The sequence below is a fragment of the Acinetobacter sp. V91_7 genome (assembly GCF_031799075.1).
GTDB classification, from domain to species: Bacteria; Pseudomonadota; Gammaproteobacteria; order Pseudomonadales; family Moraxellaceae; genus Acinetobacter; species Acinetobacter calcoaceticus.
Map to the genome: position 1 here is coordinate 303,503 of NZ_JAVQNT010000018.1, position 15,152 is coordinate 318,654.

General features: G+C 40.0%; 10 protein-coding genes. 5 read left to right on the plus strand and 5 right to left on the minus strand.

Translation table 11 applies throughout. From position 1 onward, the window contains the following. The first annotated feature begins 163 nt into the window (after positions 1-163). From hslO to RMB03_RS02095, 4 genes are all read left to right on the plus strand, one after another. Entirely contained in the window at positions 164-1,039 is an 876-nt protein-coding gene (gene hslO / locus RMB03_RS02080; RefSeq protein ID WP_080026220.1) for an Hsp33 family molecular chaperone HslO, read from the plus strand. A 137-nt stretch (positions 1,040-1,176) separates the two neighbouring features. Further along, a complete protein-coding gene (locus RMB03_RS02085) occupies positions 1,177-1,788 on the plus strand; it encodes a LysE family translocator (RefSeq protein WP_045436893.1) in 612 nt (203 codons plus the stop codon). A gap of 145 nt (positions 1,789-1,933) precedes the next feature. Beyond that, positions 1,934-2,890 (plus strand): DnaJ C-terminal domain-containing protein, encoded by a 957-nt coding sequence (locus RMB03_RS02090; RefSeq protein ID WP_311073485.1) that lies wholly within the window; start codon positions 1,934-1,936, stop codon positions 2,888-2,890. Between the two features lie 11 nt (positions 2,891-2,901). Beyond that, positions 2,902-3,231, plus strand: a complete 330-nt coding sequence (locus RMB03_RS02095) for a chaperone modulator CbpM (protein ID WP_311073487.1) — start codon at positions 2,902-2,904, stop codon at positions 3,229-3,231. Positions 3,232-3,461: 230 nt separating this feature from the next. Here RMB03_RS02095 and RMB03_RS02100 read toward each other — a convergent pair whose 3' ends face one another. From RMB03_RS02100 to rpsO, 3 genes are all read right to left on the minus strand, one after another. Beyond that, complete coding sequence (locus tag RMB03_RS02100; protein WP_311073490.1) at positions 3,462-4,673, minus strand: magnesium transporter CorA family protein; 1,212 nt, start codon at positions 4,671-4,673, stop codon at positions 3,462-3,464. An 85-nt stretch (positions 4,674-4,758) separates the two neighbouring features. Then, positions 4,759-6,846 (minus strand): polyribonucleotide nucleotidyltransferase, encoded by a 2,088-nt coding sequence (pnp, locus tag RMB03_RS02105; protein WP_171252347.1) that lies wholly within the window; start codon positions 6,844-6,846, stop codon positions 4,759-4,761. Positions 6,847-7,111: 265 nt separating this feature from the next. After that, a complete protein-coding gene (gene rpsO / locus RMB03_RS02110) occupies positions 7,112-7,381 on the minus strand; it encodes a 30S ribosomal protein S15 (protein WP_002114951.1) in 270 nt (89 codons plus the stop codon). A gap of 211 nt (positions 7,382-7,592) precedes the next feature. On the opposite strand from rpsO, the gene RMB03_RS02115 reads away from it, so the two are divergent. Beyond that, a complete protein-coding gene (locus RMB03_RS02115) occupies positions 7,593-8,891 on the plus strand; it encodes a serine hydrolase (RefSeq protein WP_281836739.1) in 1,299 nt (432 codons plus the stop codon). A 702-nt stretch (positions 8,892-9,593) separates the two neighbouring features. On the opposite strand, the gene recD is transcribed toward RMB03_RS02115, so the two are convergent. Further along, positions 9,594-11,345 (minus strand): exodeoxyribonuclease V subunit alpha, encoded by a 1,752-nt coding sequence (recD, locus tag RMB03_RS02120; protein WP_017388472.1) that lies wholly within the window; start codon positions 11,343-11,345, stop codon positions 9,594-9,596. Between the two features lie 98 nt (positions 11,346-11,443). Beyond that, positions 11,444-15,151: a UvrD-helicase domain-containing protein gene (locus tag RMB03_RS02125; RefSeq protein WP_311073495.1), complete on the minus strand. Its 3,708-nt coding sequence runs from the start codon at positions 15,149-15,151 to the stop codon at positions 11,444-11,446. Between the last annotated feature and the right edge of the window lies 1 nt (position 15,152).

Consider the following 15,152-nt stretch of genomic DNA (forward strand, 5'->3'; position numbering starts at 1 on the left):
TTGAGATTTCAAAAAATGGCTATATTAAGGACTTATTCACATTGCCTAAATAATTGGACAATGGACACCAAGCTGTCCTTTGTCCTACTTGCGGCTTCGCTGCATTCCCTAAGCTTGCTTAAAACTAAATTGTTATAATCTACTTAGGGCCCTGGAGAATATTATGTCTGATTTACGCCAACGCTTTTATATTGAGAACTTTCCAGTTCGTGGGGAAGTAGTTCATCTAGAAGAAGCACTACAAACTATTTTAGCTCAACGTGACTATATGCCTGCCGTTAAAATTTTGCTAGGTGAAATGTTGAGTGCGACTGCATTACTTGCAAGTACATTAAAAATCAAAGGTCGTATCAGCTTGCAAATCCAGGCTAGCGGCACCTTTAAATGGGCAATGGCTGAATGTAATCATTTAGGTGAAGTTCGTGCTTTAGCCGATTATGAAAGTGATCCACGCTTCATTGAAGCAACAGACAGCAGCACAGTTCTCGGCGCTTTAGTTAACCCCGTTTTATTTATCAATATTGAACCGGAATTTGGCGAGCGTTACCAAGGCATTGTACCTCTTGATCAGGCAAATTTAGCGGGTTGCCTCATGCAGTATTACGACTTATCTGCACAAATTCCAACTCGAATTGTGCTAGCGAGTACTGCTAAGCGCTCTGGTGGTTTACTCATTCAGCTTTTACCTCGTCATGATGACGAAGAGCAAAAGTTGGTTGATGAAGATTTATGGCCACGCTTGACCATGTTAACCGAAACATTAAAAGCTGAAGAGCTCACGAATTTAGATGCAACCGAGATCTTATATCGTTTATATAACGAAGAGGAGGTTCGTTTACCAGAAATTGAAGCACTCAAATTCGGCTGTACATGTTCAAAAGAACGCTGTGCTAATGCACTGATTCAAATTGGTGTAGATGCTGTTCATGAAACGTTAGAAGAACAGAACCCTATTCGTATGGACTGTCAGTTCTGTAATACGCAATACACCTTTACCGCTGAAGAAGCTTTAGCGTTATTTGGTGAGCATTTGAGTTAGTAGTTAAACTTTATAAAAAGGCGGATATACCGCCTTTTTATTTATCCTTATTTTTTGATGATCGTTTTCAAAATCTTATTTTAAATAAGATAATATAAGATTACTTTATAGCCCAATAAATAAGATACTTATATTCCATGAATTATTTTGATTATTTTCTATTTATTTTTAGCGTCATTATTATGATTGCTACCCCCGGCCCTGTCATGATTTTAGTTGCAAGCGCTGGACTTAAAGGTGGATATAGAAAGGCACTTGAAACAATTTTTGGTACAAATTTAGCCTCACTTATTTTAATTTTTATTTCAGTACTCGTTTTAAAGGGAGTACTGAGTGTTAACGATAGTTATCTCAATATTATCCGTATTTTAGGCTGTCTATATATTGGATATTTAGGTTTCACTATTCTTAAAGAAGTCATTCAGGCACCTCACCCAGAAGCGATACAAACAGTTTCGGCACAAAATGGTGGCTTCAAAAAGGGCTTTTTTGTCGGGATATCCAACCCGAAAGATATTATTTTCTTCTCTGCTTTCTTTCCGCAATTTGTTTCTATTACACCACAGCTCAACCTAAGTTTAACCATACTCACCCTGACATGGATTGTTTTAGACTTCTTAACTTTATCTCTGGTTTATGTATTTTTCCGCCGTCTTTCTAATAGCCATTTATATCCAAAAATATTAGGGCTTTGCGGCCTATTACTTCTATTGATTGCTATTTACGGCTTGTACCAAACTTTTATCTAACTAATGAGAGGTATAGCCCTACTCCATCTATACCTCTTTCTCTCAATTTTATTTTCAATAGAACAACACTTATACAATCTAGCTTATTGAAAACTCTAAAAATCGTTTCATAATGAAATAAACCACACCATCCTGATAAAACATTATGGCCAAAAATTATTATGAAGAATTGGGGGTTTCTCGAGAAGCCTCTGCTGATGAAATTAAGAAAGCTTATCGAAAATTAGCTCGTAAATATCATCCTGACATCAGCAAAGAAAAAGATGCTGAAGCAAAAATGCAGGCGATTAATGTCGCCTACGACACGCTAAGTAACACCGAAAAAAAAACCGAATATGACCAGATACTTGACCACCCACAAGGTTTTAATAACTTTGGTCAAGGCGCTGCGCAAGGTGGCTTCGATGGTGCACAGTTTTACCGCCAAGGCTTTACAGGTGGTGAGCAAGCAGACTTTAGCGGTTTTGAAGATTTATTTGGTCGCTTTGGTGCAGGATTTGGTGGTGGTCAACAACAACACCAGAGACAACAGCGTAGTTATCGCGGTGAAGATCAACATGCCAGCATAGAGGTCGATCTTGATATTGCCTATCATGGATCAACGCAACAAATTACCCTGCAAATTCCGACCGTAAATGCTTATGGCGAACCTGAAGTTCAACGTAAAACCCTTCAAGTCAAAATACCAAAAGGTATGAAAGAAGGTCAGCAAATTCGCTTAAGTGGACAAGGACAAAGTGGTATCAATGGCGGTGCTAACGGCAATCTCTATATTGAAATCCAGTATAAAGATACAGACCGCGTTCATGTCGAAGGCAGTGATGTATATTTGACTGTAGATGTAGCTCCGTGGGAAGCAGCGTTAGGTCAAGGTATTGAAGTAAAAACACCAGCTGGACCTTTAAACGTTAATTTACCTCACAATGCAAAACAAGGACAACAGCTACGTTTAAAAGACAAAGGGATACCTAATAAAACACCAGGGCATCTATACTTAATCTTAAATATTGTATTTCCACCTGCACATTCTGAAAAAGAAAAACAAGCCTATCAGCAACTGGCAGAAGCCTTTGCTTCATTCGAACCTCGTTCATCTCATTAGGGAGCAAGATTATGACAACCATTCATTATCGAGAATTTGTATATGACGGCCATACCTTTAGTGCTGAGGTCGTTGATGAACAATCCACATTTGATCTACAACAATTCGCACAAGCTTGTGGTCAAAGTCCCGACTGGATTATTCAGCTAATTGAATATGATATTTTATCGGTCAACACCGCACCTGAAACCCATCAGTTTATGGGCGAAGATGTCTCTCGTGCTCGTAAAGCTTATCGTCTACAACGTGACTTTGATGCAAGTTTGGCAGCAGTTGCAGTGATGTTAGATTTGATTGATGAAGTACAACAATTAAGGAAAGAGTTGAAGCATTTTCATTAAGATTTTTTCTTCTAAATAATCTTTCACACAGGTATGAGCTAACGTGATGGACGGCATGGATGCCGCCTTTTGGACTGCGGTAACATGGATGTACCGTCAGTCCAAGGAAGGGGTTTTGTTACTTTTGCCCAGTCAAAAGTAAGGATATGCCTAGACAATAAGTATCAAATTAATCCCTAAATTTGAGGCAGTACTAACAAATCAACTTTACTGATCTTTGAAAATTCCTATTACTTCAACCGAGTAATCTTCTCTACTTCCTTCAAAGTCTGCTTAATTGGTTCATATTCCAAAAACCAAAATAAATTCATCCGATCTTGACGATGCTGCTGGGCCAACAAATCAATGACACTTCGCTCACCTCGCCCCACCAAATGCTGCCGATAGAAATAGTACAACAGTACAATGGTGCTCAGCAGCATGACCCCTAGCATAATCCAGAAACCAACTGGCGATTTAAGACCAGGAATAAACTCAAAATTCATTCCATAAATACCCGTTAAAAGAGTAAGAGGCGCAAAAACGGCGGTGATAATTGCAAGAATCCGCATGTTCTCATTGGTCTGGTTCGCAATGGCTGAAAAATGCAGATCAATTGCGGACTGAATGGCGCTACGCAATCGCAAAGTATGTTTTTGAATACGTTCAACATGACTCATCAAATCATTTAAACGCACCAGTAAAATATCTTGTGAATTGTGGATATGCTTGCCAATCACATGGTGGTAATTTTCTACGATTTCATCTCTAAACTCTTGCAAGCTTTCAATTTGCTCCTCGCATAGATTTTCCACTTGCTGGAATGCCATATTCTCATGGAATAGTTGATGCCATTGTTTAAAACGGCGATTACCCTGAAGCAATTGCTGTTGCCAATGTTCGACTCTTCTCGTCAATGGCGAGCGGATATCAAGATAGCCATCAATCATACTGTTTAACAACCGTAACGATAAATCGATCGGTGAATTTGGTAATTTACGGGTTTTATTTTGCTCTTCTAAAGTTCTACATAAAATGTTATCAAGACGTTGAATATAATTTTCAATAGACTTGTTTCCCGGTTCACGCACACTAACCAGCACATCTGGCGTCAAAATAAAGCTAATTGGTGTAGTTGCCAAACCAAAAACACTGTCTTGCGATTCAGCATGTTTAATTTCATCATCAGGCGTAACTAGCTTTTTAAAAATCAGTAAGTCATATTCTTCAAGCGTGTCAAAGGCACAAGGATGTTCAATATTCGAAATATCCCGCATATGAAATTCATTAATAACTACGCCTGAAATCTTTTGAATCTCTTGTTGCCATTCTTCATTATGATTGACCACATCCGTTCTGAGACTATCAATCCAGAAAAACTCTAGGACATGTTCACTATGCTGTTCACGGCTTAAAAAGACATAGCCCTCAGCTTGATGGCGATAAAAGTAATAAACCTGCATACCACGATGATCTGTTTTTGTATTACTTGCATCATGCCATAAAAAAAGTCCGCATCAAGCGGACTTTTTCATGTCACTAGAACAATTATGCTTGTTCAATGTCTTTCATAGTCAATTTAATACGACCACGATTATCAACATCAGCAACTTGTACTTTCACTTCCTGACCTTCTTTAAGAACATCAGTTACGTTCGCAATACGTTCATTTGAAATTTGCGAAATGTGAAGAAGACCATCAGTACCCGGCATGATGTTTACAAACGCACCGAATTCTACAATACGGATTACTTTACCGTCATAGATCTTACCTGGTTCAACTTCAGCAGTAAGTGCTTGAATTTTTGCAATCGCAGCACGAGCAGCAGCTTTAGTTTCACCAAATACGCGAACTGTACCGTTATCTTCAATATCAATTGCAGCTTTAGTTTCTTCAGTAATGGCACGAATCGTTGCACCGCCTTTACCAATAACATCACGGATTTTGTCTGGATTGATGTTAATGACTTCAAATGTCGGTGCATGAGCGCTGATTTCAGGACGAGCACGTGAAATAACTTTATTCATTTCGTTAAGGATGTGCATACGACCAGCAAATGCTTGGTTTAATGCAACTTCCATAATTTCTTCAGTAATACCTTCAATCTTGATGTCCATTTGAAGTGCAGTAATACCGTTTGCAGAACCTGCTACTTTAAAGTCCATATCACCTAAGTGATCTTCGTCACCTAAGATGTCAGAAAGTACTGCAAAACGCTCACCTTCTTTCACTAAGCCCATTGCGATACCAGCAACTGGTGCTTTAAGTGGAACACCCGCATCCATAAGTGATAATGACGCACCACATACAGAAGCCATTGAAGATGAACCGTTAGATTCAGTAATGTCAGATACAATACGAATAACATATGGGAAGCGGTCAGCAGCAGGAAGAACTGCTTGAACACCACGACGTGCTAAACGGCCATGACCAATTTCACGACGCTTAGGACCAGATTCACGGCCAGTTTCACCTACAGAGTATGCAGGGAAGTTGTAGTGCAACATGAAGTTGTCAGTTTTCGTACCTGACAATGTATCAACCATTAATGCATCACGAGTATTACCCAAAGTTGTTGTTACCAACGCCTGAGTTTCACCACGTGTAAATAATGCAGAACCGTGTGCGCGATCTAATACGCCAACTTGAACGTCGATACCACGAACAGTTTTAGTATCACGGCCATCAATACGTGGTTTACCTGACAAGATGTTGTCACGTACTGTACGGTATTTAAGTTCTTCAAATAATTCGTTTACTTCGTCAGCAATACCAGTTTCGTCATTTTCAGGAACGAACTGAGCTACAGCTTCTGCATAAAGTGCATCCAGTGCTGCATAACGATCTTGTTTAACCGCAATCGTATATGCTTCAGAAATTTTAGCTTCGAAAGCTGCTTTTAATTGTTCAAGAAGAGCTTCGTTTTTGCTTGGAGCAACCCAAGTTGATTCAACTGCACCAGCAGCAGCAGCAAATTCTTTAATTGCTTGAACAGCAATTTGCATTTCGTCATGACCGAAAAGTACAGCACCTAACATTTGGTCTTCTGAAAGTTCTTTCGCTTCAGATTCAACCATCAGTACCGCAGATTCAGTACCCGCAACCACAAGATCAAGATCACTTTCTTTCAATTGTTCGTGGGTTGGGTTAAGAATGTATTCGCCGTTGATTAAACCAACACGTGCGCCTGCAATTGGACCACGGAATGGAACAGCTGCAATTGACATTGCAGCTGAAGCACCGATCATTGCAGCAATGTCAGCATCCATAGTCTTATCAGAAGAAACAACAGTCGCTGTCACTTGGATTTCGTTATAGAAACCTTCTGGGAACAATGGACGAATTGGACGGTCAATAAGACGTGAAATTAAAGTTTCAGCTTCAGACTGACGACCTTCACGTTTACCATAACCACCTGGGATACGACCCGCAGCATATTGTTTTTCTTGATAGTTAACTGTTAACGGGAAGAAGTCCTGACCCGCTTTTGCTTTAGGTTGAGCAACTACTGCAACTAAAACAGTTACGCCGCCCATTGTAACTAAAACTGTATTTGCTTGACGTGCAACACGACCTGTTTCTAAAACAACAGTGTGTTGACCATATTGGAATTCTTTACGAACGATATTAAACATTGACATGTATTGTATTTTCCTAATTTTATTCTAGTGAGACCCCTAAGGTTTGGCATTCAGACTACACCGATTGGTAGATAAATGACAAAGCTTAGAAGCCATCACACTAGACCAAAAATTTTAAATAATGTTAAAAGTTAAACGCAAAGAAGGAGCGCACAAGCGCCCCTTCTAAAAATCACTTAATCTAAAATTAAGTGAAACTCTCTTTTCAGCAATCAAGCATTGCGACATGCGAAATAGCGAAAACAAAGTGAAAATCGAATTAACGACGTAAACCTAAAGCACCGATCAAAGCAGTGTAACGACCGTGGTCTTTACCATTTAAATAGTCAAGCAATTTACGACGTTGGTTAACCATACGAATCAAACCACGACGGCTATGATGGTCGTGTTTGTGAGCTTTAAAGTGACCTTGTAAATCATTGATTTGAGCAGTCAATAAAGCTACTTGTACTTCTGGTGAACCAGTGTCATTTTCAGCGCGAGCAAATTTAGCAATGATCTCTGCGCGGTCTGCATTAGTTAAAGCCATTCGATTTCTCCGAGATGCTTAAAAAAAGTAAACGATATGAATCAGTTGAGGCAACTGACTGCCGTGCATCACTACAGCAAGTCGCCTATTTTAAGGTATCTATAGGTGGATTGCAAAATAGTTTTCAGTAACTTGTCATTTTAGACACTGACATGAGCATATTAACTCTGCACACTACCCTTGAATAAAAAGAAATAAGCGCGAGGAACGTGTGAAAATTTTTTCAACCAACACTTGTCCAGTACCGGACAATATTGAGCGAGTTATTCGTCGTAAAGATGAGGTTGCTGCTGAACAGGGTGGAATGACTGGACGCCAGATTCAAAAAATCTGGAACAGTGTAGAAGCATTATATAAAACCGGAAATTATCCACTCATTACTTTTTGTCTACGTCGACAAGGTAAAGTTTTGCTGAACCGAAGCATTGGATATGCTCAGGGGAACTCTCCAGCAGGACTACAAGAGAATGCTTTGATTGCGACTCCAGATACACCTGTTTGCCTGTTTTCAGCATCAAAGATGATCACTGCCATGTTAATTCATCTATTAGATGAAAAAGGCGAAATCAATTTGCTTGATCCTGTGAGCTACTATATTCCGGAATATGGCGTAAATGGTAAACGCCGTGCGACTATCTTTCATTTATTAGCACATCGTGGCGGCATTCCCTATATAGACGGCGATGTCACACCAGAATTACTCTTTGATAAAGATCAAATTTTAAAACGTTTATATGCTGCCAAGCCTGTATCCCCTGCTGGTAACCATCTTGCCTATCATGCTGTTACAGCGGGTTATATTTTAGGAGAAGTGATTGAGCGGGTGACTGGGCAAGATTTACGTGAATTTGTGCATCAAACTATCGAAAAACCGATGGGAATGCCTTATTTCAACTATGGTTTAAAACCAGAATACCGCTCAGAGGTTGCTTTAAACTGTGCAACGGGTCTACACCCTCGCCTTGGTACCGACCACTACCTGAACCATGTATTAGGTGGAGGGTTACAACTTGCAGTTGATGTCACTAACGACAACCGTTTTATGGACACAATTTGCCCAGCCGGAAACATCTATACCAGCGCAGAACAAGCTGGACGTTTCTTTGAAATGCTTTTAAGTGGAGGAAGCTATGGCGGTCAGCAAATTTTCAGTGAGAAAACGATTTTCAGGGCAACACTGCCGACTACAGGCGTTAACATTGATCGTACTTTATTAATTCCAATGCGCTATGCCTTAGGACCAATGTTAGGTAGTAACCCTGTAGGCCTTTTTGGTCCAATGACGGGGCAAGCTTTTGGTCATTTAGGATTCTCCAACATTTTATGTTGGGCCGATCCTGAAAGAGATATTAGCGTGTCTCTGTTAACAACGGGTAAATCTGTAGTGGGAACACACCTTCCTGCTTTAGCCAACGTGCTTTATCAGATTTCAACGCAATGTCCCCGCATCCCTAGAGATCAGCGCCGATCTTTGTTTGGTAGCGACTCACACGAAACTAACTTAGTGTAAAAGCAAATAAAAAACCCAAGCATTTCTGCTTGGGTTTTTTGCGCTGTAGTTTTTGTTTATCGTGTTATTTCTGTTTTTATTATCGTTGGTGAGATGCTAGTCACATCCTTCTTGTTGTTTTAACTCACTTCCAGTGTCTTTGTTTCTATTTCCTTATGTGATGTATTGTGACACATCCAATTATGAAGAAAAGTAGTATTTTTCTTATCATCATGTAAGTAAAAACGTACAGGTCTGTATAATATTTAGTAAATAACCATTTTTAACATTTAACGTACAGTTCTGTATAACATATAACTTAACAATTCACAGGAAAAATGGCTGTTTAAAAATCATATTACAGATAAATATATTGATATTATTGATATAAATTTTTAAAAGAAAACATACTAAATAGAGGTCTAAAACAGATCTTTTTTGATAATTTTTTAGAAGTAAATTAAAACGTGAATATAAAAAAGCCCTGTAGTCTCTCCCAAAACTACAAGGCTTAGCGGCTGTAAGTTTCCTCTTTATACACCTACATCATTGTAAGTTCGCAGTCTCTCGACTTAAGCTATTATTATTGTGCGATTTTGCCCGACATTCCGTGCCAAGCTCGTTGTGTGTTTATAATCTCAAAAACGTGGGGTGTACTCTAGCAGCAAATATCTCGAATCTATGTAAGCTTTTTCTTACAAGGGTAAAAATATTAAGTTTGTCTTAACGAACTAACCGATTAACTTTCTGAACTAAACCACTTTTTCGTGTCGTACGAACTGTAAATGCCTGAACTAAAGCTTCTGGATGAACCAAAAGACTTACTACTTTTTTAGCTCGTGTAATCGCAGTGTAAATAAGCTCTTGGCTTAATAAATTCTTTGCAGCCTGATCAAGAACCACAGCAGTATGTGTAAATTCAGACCCTTGCGACTTATGAATTGTTAAAGCGAATGCACTTTGGATACTTTTAGGTAACCGGTTTGCCGCCACCCATTTATTTAAACTTGGAAAATATACTTCAAATTGCTGTGGCTGAGTTCTATGCTCAAAACACAGGCCAATATCTCCATTTGAAATACCGAGCTGATAATCGTTATAAGTCATCATTACCGGACGACCTACATACCAACCACCCACTGTAACTATTGATAACTGTTGTTGTAACCAGCGCTGTGCGTACTGATTTAACTGCTGTAATCCAAATGGGCCATGACGGACCGCCGTTAAAATACGGTAGTCATCGAATGCTCTTACTACATTTTGGACCTGTTCAATCGAGCGTTCTTCTTTTAAATAATTTTTTAGGCTCTTTACATAGCCTTGGAAACCTAACATGAGTTTCTGATAATAAATTTCGACTTCTGTGTGATTCCCTTCCGGTAAATACTCAAGCTGAACTACATCTGGCATGTCATTTTGTAAAACTATAGGCTTTAATTCAGAAACCTGAACAATATCAATTTCAAACTGCTGCAAAACCACTTCATGATTTTGTTGATAGGTTTGTGCCTGAATAAATTTAGCAACTTGCCCAATCAACGCCCCTTCAGCAAAACGACGACTTGTTTGTAATTGTACTCTGTTGTCGGCTAGTGCCTGTATTTGTTGCAAGTCAGCAAGTACTGCACCTACATCAACGGAAGCGAGCTGATTTGCATCTCCTAATAAAATAATTCGACAAGACTCTGGCACAGCCTCAAACAGAAGAGTTGCTAGATTTAAATCCAGCATGGAAGCTTCATCCACCACAATCACATCGTAAGGAAGCGGTTGTTTTTGATTAAACCGTGGTGTTTGGCTATGCCCCATTCCCAATAAACGATGAATCGTTTGTGTTCCCTGATTTCTGAGCTCTTCACTCATTAATCCAGACTCAAGCAATTTAGGGTCATTAAACGAGTTCTGTAAGGCCTCTTGCATGCGCTGTGCTGCTTTACCCGTTGGAGCAGCCATCGCCACACGAATATGCGGAATTGCTTGGCTAAGCACAGCAATAATACGTGCAAGTGTATAGGTCTTACCTGTACCCGGCCCACCCGTAATAATACTCAGGCTCTGCCGAGCAACCATTTGTAAAGCTGCCTGCTGATGAGGGTCTGTGAGTAAGCTTATATAGTCATCACAAGATACAGGCTGAATTAATTGTTGCTTTAATCGACAAATTTGTTCTGCAAGGCGTTGCTCTAGGTGCCAATATCGGTATAATGCCAACCCCTGCTCATCGTAGACGCATGGTGCAACTTTTGAAGTCGCTTGATCGGCTGATATAGCAAGTTGACCAAGTGCTGCAATTTGCTCTGGACTGACATCGATACAGCTATCACCTTGCAAGCTAGCTTCAATAAGCTGCTGTAAATAAGAAGCGGTATCTGGCACTTGTGATTGCTCAGTAAATGGAGCCTGATTTAAGAAGTTACTCCACGTTGTTAACCAGCTTAAATCGGCTTGTTCAGGGCTATTTAGATTGTCCACACACTTATCCACCTAGTTTTCCACACGCTTGTCCACATGGTTATAGACAGGCTTATCCACATGTCAAGTATTTGTTAATCTTAAAATTACCTAACTTATCAGCATTTTTCATGCGATTTTATCCTCAGAAAATACCCCAAAATGGCATCAAGACGCAGAATAAACTCAATACTAGGTTGCCAGTAATAATACCCCTGCTCTGCTTCACCATTCATGCCACGCAAATAAAGATAAGTCGCCCCACCTAAATGTTGCTCAATTTGGTAATCCTGCATTTTGACTTGCAAATAGCGATGTAATGCCACCAAGTATAGACCTGCCTGTAGCCAGTAACTTGCCAAAGACATGCTTTGTGCAATGTTATCGCTACGATAATCTGCAAGATCTTCTCCTAAATAATTACTTTTATAGTCGGCAATGTGATAGCGCTGTCCATCAAAATAAACCAAATCGATAGAACCATTGAGATAACGGGCCGAACGCGCTTCAAGTAGCTCCGGCATATTTAGGCCATATTCAGCAAAGAGCTGCTGAACACGAGTCATGGCTAAAACCCGATCCGACAATGCCAAATAAAAAGGAAACTCCGACAAATGCTGCTCTGGTTGAAGTTGGTTCAATCGGAAGCCCTGATAGAGTGGTGTTCGTAAAACATCTTGCAACCACTGTGCAACTGACTGATAAAGCAGATTCTCGGCGTCTTCTTCCTCTGGGAAGCTCTCTTTATATGTACTAAGTAAATCTAGCCAGAGACTACTATAGTCATTTTTAAAACGACGACGTATTTCTATGACCCAATCATCTGAACATTGAAAATCGATATGCTCAAAAATTTCATGCAGGAAATTACCAGCAAGCGTTCCTCGCGGAAAATTATTCTTTATCCAGTCAATCGGCTGAGCACTGATTGTTTCAACAGTGTTGACCAAGTCCAGCTCATCTTCTGCTAATACAGCATCATTGCTCTGACTCGCCAATAAATCTGTGCCAACCTTATGTTTTAAATGCTGCGCCAAGTAACTGAAACTGGTTTTACCTCTCGAATAAAAACGTTGCTCAGGAAAACGTTGTGCTTGTATTTCAATAATACTTGTTTGTTTGGCTAAATGAATTGCCTGTGGAATCTGCTCCAAAACCATTTCATCTGTACAGCAATGGTGCTGAAAAGGCTCATTCCTATTTTTCCAGAAAGCTAAGCCTGAAACTGATTTACCATCAGCATCTTGTAAAACAGCATAGACGCGGTGGCTTGCTCGCGTTAAAGCGACATACCAAAGACGATTCTGTTCAGCTAATGCCCGCTCTTCGTGTTGCTTAAGTTCAATTTCATTCAAATAAGTCTTATCAGCAATCGCAACGACTCGTTGAGTCAACATCTGGTTTGAGTCTGGCTGGACTACATCTTGGGTCGAAAAATTCAGAGTTTTGTTATTTTCTCGAAATGGCTTGTCTGCACCCAACAAAAAAACAATCTTAAATTCCAGTCCTTTTGACTGGTGAATTGTCATGAGCTGAACGCCAGCTTCACTCGACAATTTACGTTCTAGCTCCCAATCACGGTCAAGAGGAGAACGCAACTGTTTGAGATACCAATGATAAAGGTTTTGCGCGCCTGAGTATTTCTCGCTGTGCTGACTCAAAATTTCAGTTAAATGACGCAAGTTCACCACAACCCGTTCATTATCTTTGCTTTGAGCAGCCACCAAATTTTGCCAGATATCAAACTGGCTTAAACATTGTTGCCATGCAACTAAAAAGCCCTGAGCAGACCACAACTCTCGAATGCTATCAAAACCAGTCATGAACTGACTTAAGCCTTCTGCTGTCTGCTCAAGTTGCAACAATTGCTTCAAGTCCATGGCAAACAGGCGGCTAATTAAAGCCCGCTTCACTTTTGCCTCATCGTAAGGATGAAGTATTGCTGTCAATAAAGCACCGACGTCTTGGGCAATCGTGCAATCAAAAACACTGCGTTTCGATGGACGATTAACTCGAATGCCTAAACGCTCTAACTCATATTGAACTTTATCAAGCCCATCATGATTACGAGACAATACCGCAATATCATCTTCGTTTAAAGTTTGAGTCTGAGAGTCTTTTTGAAAATATAAATGACCCTCATGAGAACGGTTGAGTAAATCCCGAATCTTCCATGCAACTTGCTGTGCTTCCGTTTCTTTGTCTTTGAGCATCAACCAGCGCAAAGGATGAGGATTATGATTGTTGTGCTCAATCAGCGCAGGATGAGGTCGAGTGCCTGCCCGAATTGGGTCATATTGAACCTGTTCACCAAAATCGATTTGCCGCTGAAATAACGCATCGACGACTTCAACCAGATCAGCTACCGAACGGTGGTTATGAATTAACTTATATTCGCACCCATGTTTGGCTTGAATATCTTTATAGGCATTTAGGAAGGTGAGCATATCCCCACCACGGAAACCGTAAATTGCCTGTTTTCGGTCACCCACCATAATCATGCAGCCTTTTTGATAACGCTGCGGATGACGCCAGATACTGGCGAGCATGTCGTCTTGATCTTGGTTAGTGTCCTGAAATTCATCGACCAAAATTAAGGGATAACGCGCCTGAACAAATACTGCAAAACGTTGCCCCTGCTCACCCTTTAAAGCATCAGACAGTGTGCGAATTTGCTGAGAAAAAGTCGTTTCGCCTTTATTTTGTAAAACCTGCGGTAGTCGTTTTTTAACTTCGACACACAAATAGGCCTTCAAATAAATATGAAGCTGGTCGAACTGCTCAGCATAGTTTTTCAGTACACCAAAGAGTTGCTGTATTTGCTGAACTGTAGGGTGTTGATAGAAACCATCTGAAATTTCGGCTGGACATTTTTTAAAAACTTTCTGATCAGAAATTTGACCTAAAAACTTAAAAACAAGCTCACGCTGTGCTGATAGCGACCCATCAAAAACTAAAATACTGTCGCTTTGCGTTAAAACTTGCAGTAGCTGCGGTAAACATTCACTAAATAATTTATTAAAAGCGCCGTTTCGAAATACCGTACCGCTCACATGCTTATAATGTTCGCCATCGAGCTGGTAATAGTGCTCTAAAAGGCTGAGATCAATTTCTGTTGCCAACTGTTTGAGCTGTGCAAGTTGTTCAAATTGAATGGTAGGTTTTTCGGGAAGTTTAAAATGAGCCGAACTAAAATTAAGTGAGTCTTCGACGAGTTTGACAAAACTATCTACACTCTTAAGTTCACCTACCAGATATAAGGCATCAATTACAGTTTGAGGTTGAGACTGTATCCATTCACGTAGTACATCATGAATGAGTTGTCGGCTATAGGTTTTGGCATCATCGGTAATTTGAGCGCGTTCAATTTTGCCACTCTCAAAAGCAAACTCACGCAATAGTTTTTGGCTAAAGCTATCGAGTGTTCCAACAAATAGCTCATCGAACTGATCTATAACTAATTTTAAACGCTCACACGCATAGGCAATACGCGTCGCAAAGCTTTTTAAAATATGTTGGAGTAACAAATCAGGCTCTTGCTCAGCCTGCGTAATTAATTCGTGTTCTGTAAAACTGCGCTTCGTCTCTAAATAACGATACGTTTCGACCAAACGGGCACGAATACGGCTTTTTAACTCAGCAGCGGCAGCACGGGTAAACGTGGTCGCAATCACTTGTCGAGGCAAGTACTTTTCAAGAAAAATACGGACCATCAAGCTCGATAAAGTATAAGTTTTTCCTGTACCTGCTGAAGCTTCAATTAAGTGTAATCCACTAAAATCAATATCAATAATAGGTTGATAAGACACCTGTACTCTTGAGTTCATG

Excerpts from the sequence above, each read along its gene's own strand:
- RMB03_RS02095 (WP_311073487.1), top strand. The coding sequence starts at position 2,902 with ATGACAACCATTCATTATCGAGAATTTGTATATGACGGCCATACCTTT.
- hslO (WP_080026220.1), top strand. The coding sequence starts at position 164 with ATGTCTGATTTACGCCAACGCTTTTATATTGAGAACTTTCCAGTTCGT.
- pnp (WP_171252347.1), bottom strand. The coding sequence starts at position 6,846 with ATGTTTAATATCGTTCGTAAAGAATTCCAATATGGTCAACACACTGTT.
- RMB03_RS02090 (WP_311073485.1), top strand. The coding sequence starts at position 1,934 with ATGGCCAAAAATTATTATGAAGAATTGGGGGTTTCTCGAGAAGCCTCT.
- RMB03_RS02125 (WP_311073495.1), bottom strand. The coding sequence starts at position 15,151 with ATGAACTCAAGAGTACAGGTGTCTTATCAACCTATTATTGATATTGAT.
- rpsO (WP_002114951.1), bottom strand. The coding sequence starts at position 7,381 with ATGGCTTTAACTAATGCAGACCGCGCAGAGATCATTGCTAAATTTGCT.
- RMB03_RS02100 (WP_311073490.1), bottom strand. The coding sequence starts at position 4,673 with ATGCAGGTTTATTACTTTTATCGCCATCAAGCTGAGGGCTATGTCTTT.
- RMB03_RS02085 (WP_045436893.1), top strand. The coding sequence starts at position 1,177 with ATGAATTATTTTGATTATTTTCTATTTATTTTTAGCGTCATTATTATG.